General features: G+C 56.4%; 20 protein-coding genes. 11 read left to right on the top strand and 9 right to left on the bottom strand.

Annotated elements, in window-relative coordinates; translation table 11 throughout:
• The first annotated feature begins 130 nt into the window (after nt 1-130).
• Nucleotides 131-352, top strand: a complete 222-nt coding sequence (locus CU103_RS10285; RefSeq protein WP_106663791.1) for a cysteine rich repeat-containing protein — start codon at nt 131-133, stop codon at nt 350-352.
• Between the two features lie 90 nt (nt 353-442).
• Here the strand turns inward: CU103_RS10285 and CU103_RS10280 are convergent, their stop codons facing one another.
• From CU103_RS10280 to CU103_RS10260, 4 genes are all read right to left on the bottom strand, one after another.
• Nucleotides 443-823, bottom strand: a complete 381-nt coding sequence (locus CU103_RS10280) for a VOC family protein (RefSeq protein WP_106663790.1) — start codon at nt 821-823, stop codon at nt 443-445.
• A gap of 198 nt (nt 824-1,021) precedes the next feature.
• The gene (locus CU103_RS10275) at nt 1,022-1,417 is read right to left on the bottom strand and encodes a hypothetical protein (protein ID WP_106663789.1); all 396 of its coding nucleotides are present in this window, start codon (nt 1,415-1,417) and stop codon (nt 1,022-1,024) included.
• Between the two features lie 198 nt (nt 1,418-1,615).
• Nucleotides 1,616-1,984, bottom strand: a complete 369-nt coding sequence (locus tag CU103_RS10270) for a CAP domain-containing protein (RefSeq protein WP_245448720.1) — start codon at nt 1,982-1,984, stop codon at nt 1,616-1,618.
• A 482-nt stretch (nt 1,985-2,466) separates the two neighbouring features.
• The gene (locus CU103_RS10260; RefSeq protein ID WP_106663786.1) at nt 2,467-4,173 is read right to left on the bottom strand and encodes a SulP family inorganic anion transporter; all 1,707 of its coding nucleotides are present in this window, start codon (nt 4,171-4,173) and stop codon (nt 2,467-2,469) included.
• Nucleotides 4,174-4,577: 404 nt separating this feature from the next.
• Here CU103_RS10260 and CU103_RS10255 point away from each other — a divergent pair, with 404 nt between their 5' ends.
• Nucleotides 4,578-5,075, top strand: a complete 498-nt coding sequence (locus CU103_RS10255) for a hypothetical protein (protein WP_106663785.1) — start codon at nt 4,578-4,580, stop codon at nt 5,073-5,075.
• A gap of 441 nt (nt 5,076-5,516) precedes the next feature.
• Here the strand turns inward: CU103_RS10255 and CU103_RS10250 are convergent, their stop codons facing one another.
• Genes CU103_RS10250 through CU103_RS10240 form a run of 3 tightly spaced genes read right to left on the bottom strand, consistent with a single transcriptional unit; the run spans nt 5,517 to nt 8,302 of the window.
• A complete protein-coding gene (locus CU103_RS10250; RefSeq protein WP_106663784.1) occupies nt 5,517-6,656 on the bottom strand; it encodes a mandelate racemase/muconate lactonizing enzyme family protein in 1,140 nt (379 codons plus the stop codon).
• Between the two features lie 13 nt (nt 6,657-6,669).
• Complete coding sequence (locus tag CU103_RS10245) at nt 6,670-7,590, bottom strand: dihydrodipicolinate synthase family protein (RefSeq protein WP_106663783.1); 921 nt, start codon at nt 7,588-7,590, stop codon at nt 6,670-6,672.
• A gap of 1 nt (nt 7,591) precedes the next feature.
• Nucleotides 7,592-8,302: a GntR family transcriptional regulator gene (locus CU103_RS10240; protein WP_106663782.1), complete on the bottom strand. Its 711-nt coding sequence runs from the start codon at nt 8,300-8,302 to the stop codon at nt 7,592-7,594.
• A 138-nt stretch (nt 8,303-8,440) separates the two neighbouring features.
• On the opposite strand from CU103_RS10240, the gene CU103_RS10235 reads away from it, so the two are divergent.
• The 5 genes from CU103_RS10235 to CU103_RS10215 are packed head-to-tail and all read left to right on the top strand — an operon-like array spanning nt 8,441 to nt 13,682.
• Nucleotides 8,441-10,036 carry an ABC transporter substrate-binding protein gene (locus CU103_RS10235; RefSeq protein ID WP_106663781.1) on the top strand — a complete coding sequence of 532 codons (1,596 nt, stop codon included), beginning with the start codon at nt 8,441-8,443 and terminating at the stop codon, nt 10,034-10,036.
• A gap of 25 nt (nt 10,037-10,061) precedes the next feature.
• The gene (locus CU103_RS10230; protein ID WP_106663780.1) at nt 10,062-11,123 is read left to right on the top strand and encodes an ABC transporter permease; all 1,062 of its coding nucleotides are present in this window, start codon (nt 10,062-10,064) and stop codon (nt 11,121-11,123) included.
• A gap of 4 nt (nt 11,124-11,127) precedes the next feature.
• Nucleotides 11,128-12,039, top strand: a complete 912-nt coding sequence (locus CU103_RS10225) for an ABC transporter permease (protein ID WP_106663779.1) — start codon at nt 11,128-11,130, stop codon at nt 12,037-12,039.
• Nucleotides 12,032-12,880, top strand: a complete 849-nt coding sequence (locus CU103_RS10220) for an ABC transporter ATP-binding protein (RefSeq protein WP_106663778.1) — start codon at nt 12,032-12,034, stop codon at nt 12,878-12,880. The genes CU103_RS10225 and CU103_RS10220 overlap by 8 nt, the downstream gene beginning before the upstream one ends.
• Nucleotides 12,881-12,884: 4 nt before the next feature.
• Nucleotides 12,885-13,682: an ABC transporter ATP-binding protein gene (locus CU103_RS10215; protein WP_210203746.1), complete on the top strand. Its 798-nt coding sequence runs from the start codon at nt 12,885-12,887 to the stop codon at nt 13,680-13,682.
• Nucleotides 13,683-14,502: 820 nt separating this feature from the next.
• On the opposite strand, the gene CU103_RS10205 is transcribed toward CU103_RS10215, so the two are convergent.
• Entirely contained in the window at nt 14,503-15,831 is a 1,329-nt protein-coding gene (locus CU103_RS10205; protein ID WP_106663775.1) for a four-carbon acid sugar kinase family protein, read from the bottom strand.
• Nucleotides 15,828-17,084 carry a ribulose-bisphosphate carboxylase large subunit family protein gene (locus tag CU103_RS10200; protein WP_245448703.1) on the bottom strand — a complete coding sequence of 419 codons (1,257 nt, stop codon included), beginning with the start codon at nt 17,082-17,084 and terminating at the stop codon, nt 15,828-15,830. Before CU103_RS10200 ends, CU103_RS10205 begins: the two co-directional genes overlap by 4 nt.
• Nucleotides 17,085-17,211: 127 nt before the next feature.
• On the opposite strand from CU103_RS10200, the gene CU103_RS10195 reads away from it, so the two are divergent.
• The 4 genes from CU103_RS10195 (at nt 17,212) to CU103_RS10180 (ending at nt 21,364) form a co-directional block, all read left to right on the top strand.
• Nucleotides 17,212-18,036 (top strand): phosphogluconate dehydrogenase C-terminal domain-containing protein, encoded by an 825-nt coding sequence (locus tag CU103_RS10195; RefSeq protein ID WP_106663773.1) that lies wholly within the window; start codon nt 17,212-17,214, stop codon nt 18,034-18,036.
• A gap of 106 nt (nt 18,037-18,142) precedes the next feature.
• Nucleotides 18,143-19,063: a D-ribose ABC transporter substrate-binding protein gene (locus tag CU103_RS10190; protein WP_245448718.1), complete on the top strand. Its 921-nt coding sequence runs from the start codon at nt 18,143-18,145 to the stop codon at nt 19,061-19,063.
• 76 nt (nt 19,064-19,139) lie between these two features.
• Nucleotides 19,140-19,814, top strand: coding sequence for a DUF2291 family protein (locus CU103_RS10185; protein ID WP_106663771.1), 675 nt, complete (start codon nt 19,140-19,142; stop codon nt 19,812-19,814).
• Nucleotides 19,814-21,364, top strand: a complete 1,551-nt coding sequence (locus CU103_RS10180; RefSeq protein WP_106663770.1) for a sugar ABC transporter ATP-binding protein — start codon at nt 19,814-19,816, stop codon at nt 21,362-21,364. Before CU103_RS10185 ends, CU103_RS10180 begins: the two co-directional genes overlap by 1 nt.
• The last annotated feature ends 26 nt before the right edge of the window (nt 21,365-21,390 follow it).

Below are 21,390 nucleotides of genomic sequence, written 5' to 3'. Positions count from 1 at the left end.
CTCGCGCCGTTGTGCATGCATCCCCAAGTTGCCGATCCCCCGATTGGCCTTTGCAGGAAACTCGGCGTCGATGTTACGTTATTCCTCAACAGAGGGATAGGTCTTTATTGGCAAACTTGGGAGGAGTGCAATGCGGATAGTGTTGACGATGGCTGCACTTAGCGTGGGTCTTCTTGGCGGCGCGGCGGCCGCGCAGACAGCAGCCGAGCGGGAGGCCTGCATGCCAGATTATCAAAAATACTGTGCCGGCGTTGCGCCGGGTGGTGGCCGTATTTTCGAGTGCCTGGCCAAGCAGTTGGACAAACTGACGCCCGAGTGCAAAAAAATTGTCGAGGCGTACGCACCGAAGTAGCCGCGAGACGGCGCAAGTTTTGCAATGCCGTGCGCAGGACAGAAGAACTCAGCTTGGCAACATGGTGAATGTCCACGGCCCCGAAAGCCCTTAGCGGGCAGGTTCGAACAACTCAATCGGGTTACCGGACGGGTCATCGAGCAATATTTGACTGCCACCGACGCCTTTGAGAACGTCGTTACGAAACGACAATCCAGCCTCGCGCAACCGCGCGACTTCTGCGGCGATATCAGAGACGACAAGCAAAATGCGGTTCCAGCCTCCCGGGACCGGTTGTCGACCGTCGGGCATTGCTCGCGCACCGGAACTGGCCTCGCCGCTCAACAGCAACCGCAGATTGCCGCGGATTACCGATGCGAAGGCAGGCCTCGCATCCCGTTGAACGGTGAAACCGAGCAAGGTCGTGTAGAATTCTATGGAAGCGGCTACATCATCGACGATGTAGCGGACACTGACAAAATCATTCGACATTGCTTGATCCTCCCTGTGTTGAACAGGTGATGTGGCGATGGTCAAGAAAGAAAGACCATTCGCCGTTACGAACATTATCGCAATGCATTATAGCCTGTCGATACGGCAGAACCTGCGCTTATGAACGTTGTCCAATCATTGCCCGTGCTATCGCGCAATGTCGGTCGGCGTTTCGTGGACGCAACGCCATAAAAGCGCTTAGTGGTTTCTGATCACGTTGAGAAAGATCGTTGCGATGCTGGCGAGATGCCCATCGCCACCCTCACGGTAAGCCTGATGGCCCGCGGCCACGATCGCATCGAACAGGCGGTTTTCCTCTTGTGCCGTTTTGACAATTTCGTCCACACGTTGTTGCTTATTTCCCCCGTCTGGATATTTCCTGTTCAAGTAGGTCATCAGCAGCCGTTTCCGGCGCTCGATGTCATCGGTCATCGCGCTGAAAAAGCCCCAAACAAACCAGGTTTCTCCGGTTTGCATGTCGACGTCGCTGATTTGATTGCGCTGCCACTCGTGAAGCTTTGCGCGCTGTGCGTCAGCCGTCCTGCTTGCCAACTCATAAGCTTCGCTGTCTGTCTTACTCGTTGCGGATGTCATGGCAACCTCCGATAAAGCCACTCAGCTGCTCCATTCACACCATAACAACGCGCGTCGCGGTCGACAACCTGGCGGCTTGCAACCGGTCCCTTCCACTGCGCTCATGTGCCGGCTGTTCGTGGACAGTTTCGAGCCGCACTTGCAAAAAACACTTCATCAGTCCGCGCTATAGGGCATTTGCTATCAATAGTGACGGGGTTATCCACAAGCGAAAAAAGTCGAATAGGCCCCGACCACAGAAACCCCTGCATACCGCATGTTGGGTCGAAGCAAGTTCGTGTTATGGCCCGTGGAATTCCTCCACCCAGAAAAAAGCTGCTGCGCACTTTTATATCTAACACCGACGTTTTCTGTACATACTCCACTCAGTCCAGCCGCCCTAGCTTGGGCTGATCTCTGGCGGAAGCCATCGTGGCTGATGGTGTTACGGGCTGCTTGATAGCGGTTATGTTGCCGCGCCAAGGCAATCAACGTGCGATGGGAGGCCAAGGGAGAAAGGCCACGGCTCACCCTGTAGGAATTGATGAGGGTTAGTGTCTGGGCGCCAAAATCGGACGTCGCAGCCATCGGCTGTGTCGTACCTGCACAACTGGCTACCAGGACCGCAATTGCAATTTTCTGTGAGACTTTCATTTTAGAGGTTTCCCTGCTTAACGCTCGCCACGGTTCGTCCCTGGCGGTTTTTCTTTACCACAAAGCGAACGGCTTACCGGAATCCCTTCTGCGCTTCAGGCGTGATCAAACCATCTTGAAGGGTGCCGGTCCCAAACACAACACGTTTGGCATCAAGAGCATGCTTGGAGCAGCGCTGATGTTGATACGCAATATCCAATCCGTCAGGGCAAACAGGGCAACCTTTTGGTGCAACCCTCTCTGGCGTTGCAAGAATCGGAAAGGTAGCCGAACGGTGACCGTCCAACGCATCAAGGAGTCGCTGTCCGCGTACTGCATGCGGTTCATAGGCATTTGTAGTCTTTAAGCCAACAGAGCGAGCGAGAACTCATTGGCCAATATCAAACCGAGCTCAGTATGATGCTGGTTCGGCGCGCCTAGTCTCTCGTTGGTTTGGGCGCCGCTTTCGCAACCATGGTGGGGAGCGGCGCGGAGGTATTGAGGTAGCGCCGGAGAGCCGCTTGGGCGCTGAGAAACATGCGATCCTTGCCAACGCGGTCGGCAAAGCCGGACCTTCGAATGTAGTCAAGGACGTCCGGATTGAGGCCTGCGAGCCAGATCGCGACTCCCTCTTCCGCAAAGCGACGTTCGCCATCGACCATCATTTGCAGCGCCGAATATTCGATATCGAAGACCCGGCTGAGGTCGATTACAAGGACGCTTGGTTTGTTGTTGGCAACGAGTTCCCGGACCCGGTCGCCGACCTGCTGGGCATTGGCGAAGAAGAGCCTTCCTTCCGGACGCACCATCAAAAGTCCCTCGAAGGTCTCGTCATCGGGATGTTCCGGCGATACCGGCCGCAGCAGGTCCTCCCCGCGTTTGCGGCCGATCACGTGGATGCGCGGATGCGCCGCCTGACTGGACAGGCCAAGCAGCGACAGCACGATCGCAACGATGATGCCTTGAAGCGTACCAAATACGAGCACGCCGAAGAAGGCCGCGAGCGCCCACCGGAATTCCATTGTTCGGACCTTTCGGATCGCTGCGAATTCGAGCGGCTGGATCAGACCAATTGAATAGACGATGACAATGGCCGCAAGAACGGCTTGCGGCAGAAGCCCCAACAGCGGCGCCAAAGCCAGCATGGTTGCCGCCGAAACCCCAGCCGTGAAGAGAGATGCCTTCTGCGTGCGTCCTCCAACGGCGCGCACCACCGCCGTCTGCGATGTCCCGCCACCGGCGGGCATGGCCCCGAAGAAGGCGCCAGACAGGTTGGCTGCGCCGATGGCCAGGAGTTCCCGGTTCGCCCTGATCGGCGGCTCCGACGGGGCTGCGAAGGCGCGGCCGGCCGCGATTGTCTCCGTAAAGCTCATGAGCGCTATGCCGATCGCCCCCGGGAGCAGCTTTATCGCCAGGTCGGGGGTCGGCAGCGTTATGGAGGGCAATGATTGGGGAATGAGGCCGACCGTTGCCACGCCAACCCCACTCAGATCGCCCAACCAGGCAGCAGCGATGCCAGCGCCGACCACCGCCAGGGGCGCTGGCGAGTGCGGCCAGAGCCGCTCGGTAACCAGGAGCAAGACCAGGGCCGCTGCCCCAACGGCCAGCGTAACGAGGGAGGTCTCGGGAAGATGTTGGACAAGACTAATCAAGTCGAGGAGGAAGCCGTCTTTCGTTATGTGAAAACCGAAAAGCTTCGGCACCTGATCAAGCACAATCACCAGACCAATGCCGGCCTTGAAGCCGGTCAGGACCGGCGCTGAAATCAAGTTTGCAACGAACCCGAGACGAAGGGCCGAAGCCACAAGAAGCAGGGCCCCGGTGAGCGCGGTGAGCGTCGCAGTCGCTGTGATCAGCTTCCCGGGGTCTCCGTCCGGCACGGCCATGCCCAGCTCTGCGGCGGTCAGGATCGCCAAGGTGGTGGTTGAGCTGGTGCTCAGGACCCGTGACGTGCCCAGCAGGGCATAGACAACCATCGGAACAAAGGCCGTGTAGAGCCCTACACTGACTGGCAGGCCAGCGACCGTTGCATAGGCCATGGCTTTGGGCAGGACAACGGCCGCGGCCGTGAGGCCGGCGACCAAGTCGGGACGCAAGCTGCTGTCGGGCCAGTGGGATGGGTTGTCCGTGCGCTCGGATGGCATTCCGCAACGCTCCTGTGATCGGTGGTGCAATTGTCGAACGAAAGTAGCACAATATTGGCTCTCCAAGGAATTTGCGGCGAAAGCCCTGTGAGAACGACAATCGCAAGGCGTCGATCGGAACCGTGATTTCAGTCGTGCACGATCCCACACGCCTGTCCGTTCACCCCCGCGGGTGAAAGTGTTTAGGCTGAAGTGTGCTAAACAGCGTTCGTCTTTGGTGAATCGATTTGGGGACGATGCGCAAGGCGGTTTCGCGGCCGCGATGTTGGGGAAGAAGATCCGCCACGATGGCTCTTGCTCATGAAGCCGGGAATAACGCCTTTAGGGGAATAAATCTTGGAGATCTTGATCCGTCACAGACATCATCGCGCGTTCTCATTCAATGCAGAGCACAGGAGGAGATCATGCATTTAGTCGCTCGGACTGCCCTAGCAGCTGCAGTCCTCGCCGTTCCGTGTGAAGCCGCGGAAACGTTCAAAAAATATGGCTCAGCGGCGGGCTGGGACATTTTTGTCAATGAGAAGATGGGCCCTGGTTGCCTTATTGCGCGGGAAAATTCCGCCAATGGCACTCAGGTGGAGATCGGTATTGATGCGACCGCCGATCTGCGCGGCTATCTGGCGCTCTACTCCAAGAAACCTGAAAAGATTACCGCTGGCGAAAAACTCTCGGTAGAGTTCGATGTCGATGGTCAAAAGTTCACCGGCGTGGCAACGGGACAGGAGATGGAGGGATTCGACGGCGCAGTCGTGCCCTTCAACAATCTCGATTTCATCTATGATCTTGCCAAGAAGAAAGCCCTGACGATCACCGCGAAGGGACGTGATCCCATCGTGTTGCAGCTCACCGGCACCGATGCTGCGTTCAAGGCTTTGCGAGAGTGTCAAGCCAAACAGAAGTAAGCGGCGGCGGCCACCCGGCCACATCGTGATTGCCACTATGTCCGTTTGCGGCCCGAACTGCCATTGGACGAACAGGGCGGCAGCACTTGGTTCCGGCTGATGCATGCAGGCCGTTTTGACGGTTTCATCAGCCTCGGCGACCTGAGACCATGTGCAAGCGGCTGGTTGTAGACAGAGTTAGGCACGCGCGGGATCCATATACGTCCGCAGAAGAGGATTTTTTGCACCAATTGACATTGGCAATTATCGGCATTTTCAAAAGAACAGCTACTGGTGCTCGCCAGGCGTCATGTTACGGCCGAACTTGCTTTCTGTTGCATGCTCCTATGGCCCCGAAAACTGGCCGTAGGAGTCCTGAGGCTGAGGAGGCTTTCGCCGCTCACACTCAGGACCGAGGTAGATAATGCTTGTGCCCCCTTTAAGAGGGCACAAGCATGAATCTTAGGGGTATGCGGTTGATCCGTCGGGCTTTTTGGTAATTTTGCGCTCCCAGTGAATGTGGTCTTCTTCGACCAGGGCTTTCTCATCGATCTCAATTCCCCAACCAGGGCGGTCAGGACGAAGCTCCATATGACCGTCCACCGGAATGTAGGGGTCGAGGGCCCAGGGCGCATGCACGTGCGGCTTATACTCGAGAATCTTGAAATTGGGCTGCGCGGCGCAAAAATGAATGTTCACGGCTGTTGCCAGTGGTCCCATCGGATTGTGCGGGGCAACGGTAACATAGTGTGCTTCGGCGATCGCCGCGATCCGCCGCATTTCCGTCATCCCCCCAACCACGCAAATATCCGGCTGAATGATATCGGCGCCACGCGCTGTTAGAAGGGCCAGGAATTCAAAGCGATTATAAAGCGATTCTCCCGTTGCCAGCGGTACCGTCACTTTTGATTTGAGTTCGGCCCAGGCAGGAATGTGTTCGGGCCGGATTGGTTCTTCGTAGAAGAGTGGATCATAAGGCGCGATTGCCGCTGCCAACTGTACGGCCTGATAAGGTTCGTAGATCTTTGCGTGAGCATCAAATGCAAACTCGAAAAGCGAAGGGGTAATCTCGCGAATCCTGCCGAAATAATCACCAGTTTCCCTGACCAGTTCTCCCCAGCGGCTGTTGTGCAAATCGCGCCGGTAGGGGCTGAGCTTGAATGCGGTATAACCATGATCCTGGTTCAGCTGAAGGGTCTGATCCAGGACCGCTTCCGGATCGGGCGCTGTGTAGAGGCCACAATAGATCCTGACGCGTTCGCGAACGTTGCCGCCCAACAGCATATAGACTGGCAAGCCGGCGGCCTTTCCGGCAATATCCCACAATGCGTGGTCGATTGCCGAGATTGCTGCCAGCCCCAGGGCCCCCGGGGGAAAGCGAGCCTGCTGATTGAGTTTCAGGATCAGGTATTCGACGCGGCAAGGATCCTCGCCTTCGATCTGATGAAACAGGTATTCGAGCATGGGCGGAAGCGCCCAATCCGGACCATGATTATACGCTTCGCCCCACCCAGAGATTCCTTCGCTGGTCTCGACTTTGACAAGAAGGCGGGGACGATCATCCACGCGCTGCATGAATGTTTTCAGAGCAGTTATGTGCATCTCAATTCTCCGCTCAAGCCGCGCAATTGTCACTATCGACGCGCTCAAGGATTTCCCTTAAGTTCTTTCGCTCTGCTTCATCGAGGGTTTCCACACCCGGCAGTCGAACCGGGCCGACATCGGCTCCAAGCATTCCAAGCGCTTCCTTCACGACGGTGACGTTGGCACCATTAAGGTATTTGGTGCGCATCGCTTCGAATCCGGCGATCCCATCGATCAAATCCCGCGCCTTTGCATAGTCGCCCGCTTCCAGTGCGCGGTGAATCGCATGCGAGCGTTCGGGGAAAACATTGACGAGACCCGACGTAAACCCGCGCGCGCCCATTGCGTAAAATGCCGGGGCCCACCCCTCCGCCAGTCCGCAAACCCAGATTGCCGGGGCATCTTTCGTCGAGCGGATCACATCGGCAAGCAGCATCAGATTTCCAGATGCAAACTTGATGCCGGCGATGTTCGGGTGAAGCGCGAGTGTGCGGAAGTCGGCCACGGAAAACGTATCGTTCCTGACATAAGCGACGACCGGCACGCTGCAGCTATCGGCCAGCTCGAGGAAATATTTCGCTTGATAGGAGGGGCCGGCAAAGGGATCCATGGGATGGTGGCCCATGATTGCATCCGCACCTTCGGCAATCGCGTCGCGCGCCAATGCCTTTGCTTCGGTCAGCGACCGGCCGACTGCGGCGCTGACCAAGGCCTTGCCGCCTGCCGCCTTGATCGTCGTGCGGTGGACAAGGCGCACCTCATCGAGCGACAAGGTAAAGAACTCGCCTGTATTGCCGGCCGCCATCAGATTGTGGACCTGCGCAGCTGCCAATCTCTCGATTAACGCTTTCAGTTTTGCGGTATCGACGCTCCCGTCGGCCGCATAAGGCGTTACCGGAACCCCTGAGATACCCGTCAGGGCCCGCCGAACTCTTGCAACAGCTTCACTCACGTCAAACTTCCCTTTTGTTTTTGAATACGATCTTCAAATATGTTTCCCCCGACCGAACGACGTGATCGCGCATCGCGCGCTCGGACGTGTCGGTATCTCCGGAGATAATCGCAGCAGCGATTGCCGAATGTTCATTAAGTGCTATTTCCCGCTCGGCCGGATCGGAATGGATGACGCGCCGGATGCTGGCGTCATAGAACTGCTGCCGCTCGATCATTCGCGCCAAATACTGACACTGGGAGGCTATATGGATCTGATCGTGGAACTTCTCGTTCAGTGCGATAAGGTCGTCAGCCCCCCCCGCCTTCGTCGCCTCCATCATTAAATTGATGGTGGTCTGAAGCTCGGCAGCGGCGGGTTTCGTCAATCGCTTTGCGGCAAGGTGTGCGATCATCGATTCAAGGGCGGCGCGCGCTAGGATCATCTCCTCGGCCCACCCGGAATTAAAGCGGATAAGGACGCCGCGGCGCGGCAATGTCTCGACAAGTCCTTCCGTCTCAAGCTGTCGCAATGCCTCCTTGATCGGCGTCGTGCTGACGCCAAGCTGTTCTGCGAGCTGGCGTTCGTTTACGCGCTCGTTCACCCCAAATCGACCCGACAATATCGCGCTTCGAAGCGTGCGGTGAACATGGTCGCGCAGCGTCGTCAAGAAACGCGGATCAAGCTTTTCAATCCGATCGTCGTGGGGCGCTAGCTCGGTTTCTTCCCTCATCTGGCAATTTCCTGGTTGACGTGCGTTGCATTCTGTGAGATCTGATATACCAGATTTCAGTTCAATGTCGATACTGAATTTTTGTCCATCGGATCGGCGATCCGGCCGGTGAGGGGCTCTGGGAGGAGTTTTGTGAAAATGCTAAGGCGCCATTTTTTGATAACCACGGCCGTTGCTGCCGCAATTTCGTCCGCACCAATCACGGCTTCCGCCGCAACACCGGACGATCAACTGGTGATCGCTTTGACGATGTCTTCGATGCGCGGGCTTGATCCCAACGAGATCAACCAGCTGGAGACGGCCGAAGTGGTCGCCAATCTTTATGACCGTCTTGTGGTTCTGCCCGCCGACAATATCGCGCAGCCAGCACCTGGACTTGCGGAAAGCTGGACCGTTTCGGCTGATGGTAAGACCTTCACGTTCAAGATCCGTTCCGGCGTCAAATTTCATTCCGGCAACGCGCTGACGGCCAAGGATGTCGAATGGTCGTTACGCCGTCTCGTCAAGCTTGGGCTGGCGCCGTCCGTCGATCTGCGTCAGTGGGGCTTTAAGGAAGACAATGTCGAAACCCTGATCAAGGCGACGGATGACACGACGCTGGTCCTTCAAACCCCTGACGTGTGGAATCCGAACCTCATCCTGTTTTCACTTGCAAGTTTTTCGACCTCCATTCTGGATAGCGCGCTTTTGGCGCAGCATGACAAGAATGCTGACATGGGGCGCGAATTCCTGCAGGCCAATGATGCGGGCTCCGGTCCCTATTCGCTGCGTACCTGGCGGTCCAACGACATTCTCATTGCCGATGCCTTCAAGGATTACTGGCAAGGCGCACCGAAGATGCGCCGCGTCATTCTGCGCCATCTGCCCGAATCGGCGGCGCAACGCCTGCAGCTTGAGGCCGGCGATATCGATGTCGCTACCCGCCTGTCGTCAACCGACCTCAATGCCCTTGACCAAGGCGGCAAGGTCACGATCCAGAAGACCCCTGGATTCGGCTTTTATTATCTCGCCTTGAACCAGAAGGACGAAATTCTGTCGAATCCAAAAGTTCGCGAAGCGTTTCGCTATCTCATCGACTATGACGGGCTTGCCGGCACGGTCATGAAGTATTACGGCATCAAGCAGCAGACGATCGTTCCACGCGGTCTTCCCGGTGCCGTGGACGAGAATCCCTACAAGCTCGATATCGAAAAGGCAAAGCAACTCCTGACTGAGGCCGGATACCCGGACGGTTTTTCCAAGGTCTATTATGCAACGCCGGTAACGCCGGAGTACGAGGTTGCCCAGTCGCTGCAGGCCAACGCTGCCAAGGCCGGCATCAAGCTTGATCTTCAGGGCGGTGATCACATAGGCAAGTTCCGCAGCCGCGAATTCCAAATATTTTCTGCGCGTTCCGGCGAGCGATTGCCTGACCCGCATGCCATCCTTCAATCCTATGCCACAAACGCCAACAATTCGGACGAAGCCAAACTAACCGGACTGAACGCTTGGCGCACGGCTTGGGATGTGCCCAAGGATATTCAGGATATGGTAATCGCCGCAGCCCATGAGACTGATCAGGCCAAGCGCACGGACCTTTATAGCAAAATCAACAGGGCCTATCTCGCAGCCTCGCCGGCGCTTGTGACTTCGTTTCTCAGAACGGATGCAAAGGCGGTGCGCAAGGACATTACCGGCTATACAGGTCATTCCACCTGGTTGACCCGCTGGGATACGGTATCCAAGGGCGAATGAGCTTGCTCAAAAAAGGAACGCGGACGTGAGCATCTCGCAGTACCATTCTACGCGTTCTTCAGCTGGCTCAGCCGTGCTGTCAAGTTTGCAAAAACTGGCAACCTCTTTTGCCGTCATCCTGACGACGTTGTTGGGCCTGCTGGTGATCACGTTTGTCATCGGCCGTATGGTACCGGCCGATCCGGTCATCGCCGTCATCGGTGACCAGGCAGACCAGGCGACCTACGAACGGGTCTCCAAGCAGATGGGTCTCGACAGGCCGCTCTACGAGCAGTTCGCAACATATCTGAGCAATGTGGCGCGACTGGATTTCGGGCAATCCAACGTCACGAAGAACGCGGTCTCCAGTGATCTGGCACGAGTCTTTCCGGCAACGCTGGAATTGGCGACGATTGCCACGATCGTCGGCGCCGTGTTTGGCATACCGCTTGGGATCATCGCGGCCGTTCGCAAAGGCACATGGGTCGATCATCTGGCGCGCATCGTCGGGCTGCTCGGCCATTCCACGCCAATATTTTGGCTGGGAACCATCGTCATCCTCGTTTTCTACGCGAAGTTCGGGCTCATACCAGGAAGCGGGCGCATCGACGTGTTCAATGAAGGGCTTGTCGAAGGGCCAACCAACTCTCTGCTGATCGACGCGGCCATCGCGGGCGAATGGGGTGTTTTTTTCGACGTCCTCCATCATGTGATGGCACCAGCGTTGATCCTTGGCTATGCCGCGATGGCCTATCTTAGCCGTATGAGCCGCAGCTTTATGCTGGAGCAGCTTCGCCAGGAATACATCCTCACCGCGAAGGCCAAGGGACTGGGGCAACGTTCCATTGTCTGGCGCCATGCATTTCGCAATATTCGTGTCCAGCTCTTGACGATCGTGGCGCTCGCCTATTGCGGCCTTCTCGATGGTACCGTGCTGATCGAGACCGTGTTCGCATGGCCAGGGCTCGGCCAATATCTCACATCGGCACTGTTTTTTGCCGATATGAATGCCGTTCTGGGCAGTGTCCTCCTGATCGGCATCATTTCGATTGCCATCAACCTTTTGTCGGACATCGCCTATCGCTTCCTTGATCCACGGACCCGGTAAAACAATGACAACACGATATTTCGGTGACCTGCACGACTGGCTGATCAGCGAGGATTTTTCCTCAACGCGTCAGGCTCGCCTGCACAAAGCGTATGTCTTGTGGCTCAACCTTGTCGGCAATCCCCTTGCCCTGGGCGGGCTGATTGTTGTGGCGGCGCTGGTCATGGTCTCGGCCCTGGCGCCACTGCTTTCAACCCACGATCCGCTTGCGCAGGATCTGGCTCTGGCATTGCAGCCGCCGTCATCGGCCAATTGGTTTGGAACGGACGAATTCGGGCGCGACGTTTATTCGAGGCTTGTCTATGGTGCACGCACGACCCTTTATATCAGCATTCTGGTCACCGTCATTGTTGCTCCGATCGGGTTCATCATTGGCGCGACGGCTGGCTATCTCGGGGGCTGGGTCGATACCATCCTCATGCGCATCACTGACATCTTTTTGTCGTTTCCAAGTCTCGTTCTTGCGCTTGCTTTCTCCGCGGCCCTTGGCCCGGGCATCGAAAACGCGGTGATCGCTATCGCCTTGACGGTTTGGCCGCCAATTGCCCGCTTGGCACGCGCCGAAACCTTGACATTTCGCCAAGCCGATTTTGTCGTTGCCGCCGAACTGCAGGGAGCCGGTATGGGACGTATCCTGTTGCGCCACATTGTCCCGCTGTGCGCTCCGTCCATCATCATCCGTTTGACCCTGAACATGTCGAGCATCATCCTGACAGCGGCCGGTCTGGGCTTTCTCGGCCTCGGTGCCCAGCCACCAATGCCCGAATGGGGGGCAATGGCTGCATCGGGCCGCCAATATCTGCTGGATGCCTGGTGGCTGACCACCGTTCCGGGCGTTGCCATTCTCGTGGTCAGCCTGGCGTTCAATCTGCTTGGCGATGGCCTGCGCGACATCATGGATCCGAGAAATGCCTGACAATCAGAGCACAATTTTATCGATCGACAATATGTCCGTCCAGTTTCCGGCCCTGTCGGGTTCGGTCACGGCCGTTCGAAACGTTTCATTCAAAGTCGGCCGGGAAAAGGTCGGGATCATCGGTGAATCCGGGTCTGGGAAAAGCACGGCCGGCCGGGCCATCATGCAGCTTCAGCCACCTGGCGCCATTGTCACTGCTGACAGGATGCAGTTCGAGGATGTTGACCTCTTGGCAGCAAGCGAACAGCAGATGCGCACCATTCGCGGCAGCCGCATATCCATGATCCTCCAGGATCCAAAATACTCGCTCAATCCGGTCATGACCGTCGGCGAGCAGATTTCCGAAACGGTTGTTCTGCATGAGGGCGCCTCCTGGCGTGATGCGCGCATGCGAACCCTCGCCATGCTGGAAAGGGTAAACATTCGCGATCCCGAACGTGTTTACACCCTCTATCCGCATGAGGTGTCAGGCGGAATGGGGCAACGTATCATGATTTCGATGATGCTGATTTCATCGCCGTCGCTGATTATTGCCGACGAACCGACATCCGCCCTCGATGTCACCGTACGCCAGCAAGTCCTCAGCATCCTCGATGATCTGATCACCGAGCGCAATATCGGCCTGATCTTCATCTCTCACGACCTCAATCTGGTGCGAAGCTTTTGCGACCGGGTGATCATCATGTATGCCGGACGCATCGTTGAAACGCTCGAGGCCGATAATCTGGAACAGGCTGCACATCCCTATACGCAGGGATTGCTCAATGCGCTTCCAAGTCTGGAGCAGCCGCGTGAAAGACTTGAAGTTCTCACGCGCGATCCACGGTGGCTGGAGAACTGAGATGATGATCAAAGTCGATAATCTGGGTGTCAGCTACGGCCACGGACAAAATACGATCCGAGTGGTCAAGGACATCTCGTTCGAAGTCGCAAAAGGCGAGACATTCGGCCTGGTGGGTGAAAGTGGTTGCGGCAAGTCCACCGTGCTTGGTGCCTTGGCTGGAAGAAGCAAGAATTGGAGCGGTTCAATCGTCATCGATGGGGAAACCGCAAACCCGAAACGGACAAAATCTCAGCTCGCCAAGCAGCAAATGGTGTTTCAGGACCCGTTTGGGTCGATTCATCCCCGCCATACGATTGGCCGAACCCTGCTCGAACCTTTGGAAATCCATGGTCTCGACCGCCGGGAGGAGCGAATAGAACAGATTTTGCGGGAGGTCGGTCTGCCGCATAATTTTCGTTATCGTTTTCCGCATCAATTGTCGGGCGGTCAGCGCCAGCGCGTCGCGATTGCCCGCGCGCTTATTTTGAAACCGCAGATTTTGCTCCTGGATGAACCCACGTCCGCTCTCGATGTTTCAGTTCAAGCGGAAATACTCAACCTGCTCAAGGACCTACGCGATCGCGAACATCTGACCTATGTGCTCGTCAGTCACGATATGGCGGTCATTGCGCATTTGTGCGACCGCGTTGCCGTGATGCAAAATGGAATTTTTGTCGAAGTCACAAAACGTGGGAATCTGCTGCTGGGGAAAGTTTCGCATCCCTATACCAAAACCCTGCTTGATGGCAGTCGGGGGTATGTTTCAGCGCGACCACGGCGCTTGGGAACTGCCTGCGAGCAACTTATAGTTCAACGATAACGTTGGGTTAAACAGAAGAGTTGGTGTGTTGATTTAAGTGGCTTTAGGGCCCAAGCCAACGCGAGGGTGCCCGGTCCACATTGTTTCGACGAGCCCGGTTAAGCGGGCACGGCCACGGTGTCCTGCTTGTGCCATTTTTGAAGCGCGGTGTATTCTAGAGTGCCATGGCGGCACCGCTTACGGTGCGGCCTCAGTGAGGTTGGCCAAACCAGAGCACCAGTGATGCCTACGGATTTTGCACTCTGCATAGCAGCTATGCAATAAAACGTCTTGAGGTTCGCTGATATCGGGAATACTCCCCGCGCAGCCGATGCGGTTCTCCTCCCATTTTAACCGCATCAGCTGTTCCCCTCTGGAGGTTTTTGACCTTCACAATTAGGCCGGACTTTCCAGTCCGGCTCTTTTTTTGTCAAAAATGTTCACGGGCGTGTGAAATTGACGGTTTTGCTGATGGGGCGGTTTCATACGACGCCACCTTTGACCACCCCGTTTACCGCCTATCAAGCAGCGAAAGTGTGCAGCGACTTAGCCATGTGGACCGCGCTCCACGGCATGTATTCAGTGATCGCCAGCCCAACAATGCCGGCTTCGGCATCCATTGCTTAGAGAATTTTTGCGACCTTCGAAAAGCGCATGCTGGCCTTCGCGACGCAGGTATTGGGCTCGGCGGCGGGATCTTGGCAAAGTCGAAACTCGCCAAGCGTAGGGGCTAGGACATCCAAGTCAAAATGCACCGCTGACGTAGACATATGCACCTTGTCATCGACGGCATAAACGGGGGTACCCAAGCCTTGTCCTGAGTGATCTTCGGATAGCACCATCAGTTCAGCCGCCCATCCCGGACACGCACAAAAAAGTCCTCCTCTCCGATCTGGCCGCCCTTCAAAGCGAGTTCCAGTGGTGCTGATCCATCAAATCTGTAGCCCAAACAAACAGGCGAACCTGGCGCTTGGGGAATCGCGTGGCGAAGCGTGAGCGCCCCGATCTTGAGTTCCTCCAATGCATGACTTGACGTGTCGCCGCCCGCGACGATGACCCTCTTCAGGTCGTTTTCGTGCGCAAGTCGGTTCAACATGGCACCAAGGCGTCGCCCGACCCGATCATTTTCGTTTGAACCGCCTGATGGCCGAAATGACGGCGCTCCAAGTGAGGTAAATAGCAGGGGGCTTTTGCCTGATTTCAGGACTGTCACTGCCTGCTCGACAGCTTCCGTTTCTGCTATACCTGCCCCGACCCCCGATGCCAGCGCCTCATAATTAACCTGGACCGGCTCGAAACCGTTTTGGCTTGCGTATCTGATCTGTGCTTCCGTGGTTGGTGAGCAGCTTCCGGACACAACGGCAATGCGATCTTCGGCAGACAATGGTTGTTGTGGGGCAGGTAGCGGAAGTTTGCCCATCGCGCGCAAGATTTCAATGTAGGCGTACTCGACACCGGACGACCCGAATATGAGTGGTCCGGTGCTCGCAAGATGCATGGTGACGATTTCGCCTGCGAGACGCTGGCTTATCGCATCGGCGACATCGATCATGATCACTCTTTTTAAATCGGCCATCGCCTTGCGCCACGCCATGGCACCTTTGCCTGCAAGCAGCGATGGAAGGTCGACGAGGCCAATGGGAGCATCTGTCTGCTTTGCCAGATGCTTGCGCAGATCCGACTCGTGCATCGGCGTTGCAGGGTGATGACTCATGACCGGATGTCTGTCGATCCTGAAAACATCATTGCGAAACCGCGCATACAGTTCACCGAACATCGTATAGCGCCCAAGTTGCGGCACGCCGACAATCAATGGGGTGGCGTCCTGTGCGAAGGCTCGAAGACCGATGTCAATAGCGCGGCCGATCGAACCCTGTTCAGGGGCGCTGTCGAACGTCGAGCATACCTTATAGTGAGCCATTGGTGCTTGGAGCGAACTGAGCCACGCGAAAATGCCGGGCAGCTCGCGATCCATCCACTCAGGTGTCTGGCTGCGGCTTGTTCCGGCCAGACCGATTGCGGCTACATTGTTGAAAACCTTCAGGCGCGCCTCATCGGGAATTTTGGTGAAAAGAACCGTCTCAATGCCGTTTGAGCTCAGAGCTTCCATTGCATCGGTGGAACCGGTGAAGTCGTCGCCGTAAAAGGTGATCTGCGGCCTTACAGTCATGAGAAACGCGGCCGAAAGGTTTCAACTGCGGCGCGCAGGGCAGGGTGTGTCACCGAATAGGCTTCAAGACTTACGCCCTCGACGGCCGCCTGCCACGCTTCGCGCAAACTGCTGATACCCCCAGCCAGCCCTTGCGGGTGCCCCATTATTCCGCCGCCGGCGCAATAGATCAGATCGGTTGAATCGAGCGCCTTGTAGGTGTCCTCGACCTGCTCGGCCGACTGCCCTGATGAAAACACCGGCATGACCCTGAAATCCTTGGCGCCGCGAAACAGCGGCGTGAGGCATTGACGCGCCGATGCGATGGATGATGCACCATCTTCGCTGAATTTGTTGCGCAGACCGTTGACATGAAGGTGATCGACACCGGCGATCCTCCAGAATTTCTGCCAAGCGATGAAACTGATGCCAATATCGGGCGAGCGCGAAAACAGGCCCCAACCGTTGCGATGCCCGTGAATGGGCAAGTCGGTATGGCGTCGTAACGCGGTCACGCAAGGCAGGCCAACGCTGTGAATGCCAACCATCGCACAGCTTCCGCCGGCGTCCCGCACGAGGTCGGCATTTCGCTTCATTTCATCCATCTCGCCCGTGATGTTGAAAGCGTACATCGGTTTCTTGCCCGTCCTGTCTGCGAAACGATCAAGAACCGCCATGACAGCCTGGACCCTCTCGGCAAAGGGGCAGTGTGGACCATTGGCCTGCAGCTCATCATCCTTCAGAAAGTCAATTCCGCCCTCGGCAAGTTCCAAGACCAGGCTGGCCGTCTCCGCCGGGCTCAAGCCGACGCTCGGCTTGATGATTGTGCCGATCAAAGGTCCCGAGGATACGCCAGTGAGCAACCGCGTCCCGGCGATCCCCGCCTGCGGACCGGCATATTTTTGAGCGAACTCTTGGGGAAACTCGACATCCAGAAGGCGAAGTGCGGATACCTCGCGCAATTCGAAGAGATTGCCGGCGACGGTCGCCAGGACATTTGGCAATGATACGCCCATATTCGCAAGCGACCAGGAAAGGCGAATTCTACCGCGGGTGTATTTCGTTCCAGCGATTTTACACGGGAGGGATGGCTTATCGAATTGACCTGTCTCAAGGATTGACTCGATGCGCGCTCCAAAGGCTTCCTTGAGGGCCTCGGTCTCCCCCGCAAGCTTCATGAACGTGCCTGACGATTGTTCTCCAGCGATGATGGCCGCCGTGTCGATCAGATCGCCCGGTGTCTCAAGATCATATTCAGCGTAAATCCTGTCCACTTTTTCCTCCCCTTCACTCGCCAAACACATAACAGTACGATTATTACCTTATCAAGTCATTATACCAGTTGACAACGTGATATCCGGTCGACAAATTGCCACAACATGATCCAAGGGAGGCTTCTTCATGAAAATTGCACTTCTCGGTGCCGGCGGAAAAATGGGCACGCGGCTCGCGAAAAATCTCAAGGGATCGCGATTTGAAGTGGATCATGTCGAAGTCAACGAGGCTGCCAAAACTCGCCTTAAGAGCACACTCGGGGTTGATTGCGTAACGCCGGACGAAGGCCTGAAGGGAGCGCAGATCGTTATTCTGGCTGTACCCGATACGGCAATCCGGGCAGTGTCCCAGCAGATCGTCGACAAGGTAGAAGCCGGGGCGATGATTATCATTCTCGATGCGGCAGCCCCGTTTGCCGGGCATCTGCCGAAGCGCGACGACATTACGTATTTCGTCACGCATCCCTGCCATCCGCCAATCTTCAACGATGAGACAGATCTATCTGCAAAGCGTGATTATTTCGGTGGCGTGGCTGCCGCCCAGTCGATTGTCAGCGCGCTGATGCAAGGACCCGAGGAGCACTTCGCCCGAGGCGAGGAAGTGGCCAAGCTGATCTACAAGCCCATCCTTCGATCCCACCGGGTTACAGTCGAGCAGATGGCTTTGCTTGAACCTGGCCTTTCGGAAACTGTTTGCGCTTCCTTGCTCGTCGCCATGAAAGACGCACTGGATGAAGTTGTACGCAGGGGTGTTGATCCGGTCGCGGCCCGTGATTTTCTGCTTGGCCATATGAACATCCTTGGTGCTGTCATCATGGGCGAGGTGGAAGGTGTCTTCTCGGACGCCTGCAACAAGGCCATCGAGAATGGCAAACCGCGGATCATGCAGCCGGACTGGCTGGACGTATTTAATCACGACGAGATCACGGAAAGCATTCGGCGCATCACCTGATCTGCCGAGCGCCCAACTCTGTTGGAGGACAGGCAAGACCACCTGGAAATAACAATCGTAATTATGTCACTCGGGAGGAGAAACCATGACATTCTTGAAGCAACTAATGCTCGCGACCGCGACAACTGCGCTTTTGGCGGCGTCACCTGTCATCGCCAGTGCGGCCGATCTGATGGCCATCATCACGCCATCACACGACAACCCATTCTTCAAATCGGAAGCGGAAGGCGCAAAGGCGCGTGCTGAGGCATTGGGTTACGAGACGATCGTGCTTGTTCATGACGATGATGCCAACAAGCAGAACGAGCTGGTGGATACGGCGATCGCACGGGGCGCAAAGGCCATCATCCTCGACAATGCGGGTTCCGACGCCTCTGTCGCTGCAGTCCAGAAAGCCAAGGACGCCAAGATTCCCTCTTTCCTCATTGATCGTGAGATCAACGCGACAGGAATTGCTGTCTCGCAGATTGTTTCCAATAATTATCAGGGTGCGACGCTCGGCGCTGAATTCTTCGTCGAGCAGATGGGCGAGAAGGGCACCTATGTCGAACTGGTCGGGCGGGAAGCGGATATAAATGCCGGCATCCGCTCCAAGGGCTATCATGATGTCATTGACCAGTATCCTGACATGAAAATGGTTTCGCGCCAGTCCGCGAACTGGAGCCAGACGGAAGCCTTTGCCAAGATGCAATCGATCCTTCAGGCCAATCCGGATATTAAGGGCGTCATTTCCGGCAATGACACCATGGCCATGGGTGCTTGGGCAGCCCTTAAGGCGGCCCATCGGACCGATGTGATCCTGGTCGGATTCGACGGCAGCAACGACGTGCGCGATTCAATTCTCGAGGGCGGGATCAAGGGTACGGTACTTCAGCCCGCCTATCGCCAGGCCGAGATTGCTGTCGAGCAAGCGGACAAGTTTATCAAGACCGGCTCAACAGGTGAGGAAGAAAAGCAGTTGATGGATTGCGTTCTGATCACTGCTGACAATGCCAACAATCTTGAAACATTTGCACTGAAGGAATGAGCAGAAGGGGCATGACGGGGTCAATCCGTCATGCCCCTTTAGACTTTCTCAGACTGGATGCTCGCGGGTGAAATTGATGACAGTCAGAATGAATTTGCTTGTCGCCGTCTCGATTGCCGGTGCGGCGCTTGGCCTATCGGGCTGCAAGCTGAAGAAGAATGAAGTAACAAATGCCAAGGCATCCGGGCAGATCGAAATCTTCTTCGACTCGTCCGACTTCAATGCGGACAAGGTCGTATCGGACATATGGTTGCCCAAGATCGAGCCGTTCATGCATGAAAAGGCTCGTCCGTTCGGCGAGGTCCAATCAGCTTTGGCGCGCGATGCGAAAGCTGCTGGCCCCGAATATGGATACAGCGAAAATCCTGCGCAGAATCCGTATAGCTTCATCGTCAACCTCGACGGCAAGGTGCTCGAAGCCAACACCAAATCGAGAGCTGCCTATCTAACGATCGACACCAACGCGGATGGCAAGAGTGACGCCAAGGTGCAGCTTGGCCCGGTTGTTCGCGGCACTGCCTTGCGTGATGTACTCCCTTTCATCCCGTTTAGCGCCTTCAAGAACCAGATCGAATACGCCAATGTTGGCCGGGCACTGAACACCCACGTCTTCGACAGCAAGCTTTCAAAGCTCGACCGCGAAAATCTCATCGGAAAACTGGTGCACCTGACCGGCGCTTTCGTCACCCCGACGACCGGTGCAGAAATCCTGATCACGCCGTCTGACCTTACAGTCACAGGTGGCCAGTAATGAACCCGATTGATCAGGATGTCGTACTCAGCGTCCGCGGCGCAACCAAGGTTTACCCTGGAACGGTAGCACTCAAGTCTGTGGATTTCGACGTTCGCAAGAGCGCTGTGAACGTGCTTGTCGGCGAAAATGGTGCTGGCAAATCCACCCTCATGAAGATTATCGCCGGCGTTGAACAACCCACGGAGGGTACCATACTGCTTGGCGGCGAACCGGTGCGCCTGGCAAGCACCAAGGACGCCATTGAAAACGGCATAGGCATTGTCTTTCAGGAACTTAACCTGTTCCCGAATATGACGGTTGCCGAGAATATTTTCATCACCCGCGAGCAATGCCGTTTTCGCGTGGATATCGACCGCAAAGCGCAGGAAGAAAAGGCGCGCGCGCTGATGCGCCGCCTGGAACACGATATTCCGGTTGACCGGCCCGTCGGAGAACTGCGCATTGGCCAGCAACAGATCGTCGAGATTGCCAAGGCTTTGTCCCAGAACGCGAGCATTCTCATCATGGACGAGCCGACATCCGCATTAAGCGCCACGGAGGTCGAAATCCTGTTCCGCGTCATTGCCGAACTGAAAGCCCAAGGGGTTGCCATCGTTTACATTTCGCATCGGCTTGAGGAACTGGTTCGCATCGGTGATTTCATCACTGTCCTCAGGGACGGGAATATTACCGGCTCAAGATCGATGCAGGATGTCGATGTGCCGTGGATCGTCCGTAGCATGATCGGGGCATCCTCCAAAGACTACGCCAAGACGGCTGAGCACAAATACGGCCAGGAGATATTGCGCATCGAGGATGTCACACTCCCCAGGCAAGGCGGTGGTTATACCGTCGACCACGTTTCGCTTTCGCTACGGGCGGGTGAAATCATCGGCATCTATGGCCTCATGGGGGCGGGGCGAACAGAATTGTTCGACTGCATTATCGGCCGTCACAGACATGCGGGCGGCACGATTAGAGTCGACAATAAACGATTGCCAACAGCAGATGTCCTTGATCGGATGAATGGCGGTCTAGCGCTCATACCTGAAGACCGCAAGGCCGAGGGTCTGATCCAGATCATGTCGGTCAGCGATAATATGACCTTGGCAAGTCTTTGGAATTACGTGCGAGGCGTGCAGATCGACCGCAGGAAAGAACGTTCCGCCGTCGCAAGCTATATTCGCAGTCTTGCCATCAAGATTGCGAACCCGGAAAACGAGGTGGCGTCGCTGTCGGGCGGAAACCAGCAGAAAGTGGTCATCGGCAAGGCCTTGATGACCGATCCCAAAGTCCTGCTCATGGACGAGCCGAGCAGGGGCATCGACATTGGCGCCAAGGCGGAGGTGTTCCGCACCATGCGCAAGCTTGCAGCCGATGGGCTCGGAATTTTGTTCGTCACCTCCGATCTCGAAGAGGTCATGGCGTTGTCGGACCGCATCATCGTCATGTCGAAAGGCCGCATCACCGGCGATTTTAAGCGCGATGAGGCCACGGAAGAGGCTGTGGTTTCAGCATCGAGCATCGGGCACGACGTCAACAATCCAACAGCGGAGGCGCGATCATGAGTGCTACCATCGCCAAGCAGGCACCC

The organism is Phyllobacterium sophorae (assembly GCF_003010965.1).
Lineage (GTDB): Bacteria > Pseudomonadota > Alphaproteobacteria > Rhizobiales > Rhizobiaceae > Phyllobacterium > Phyllobacterium sophorae.
This window is presented reverse-complemented; position numbering and strand designations above follow the sequence as displayed.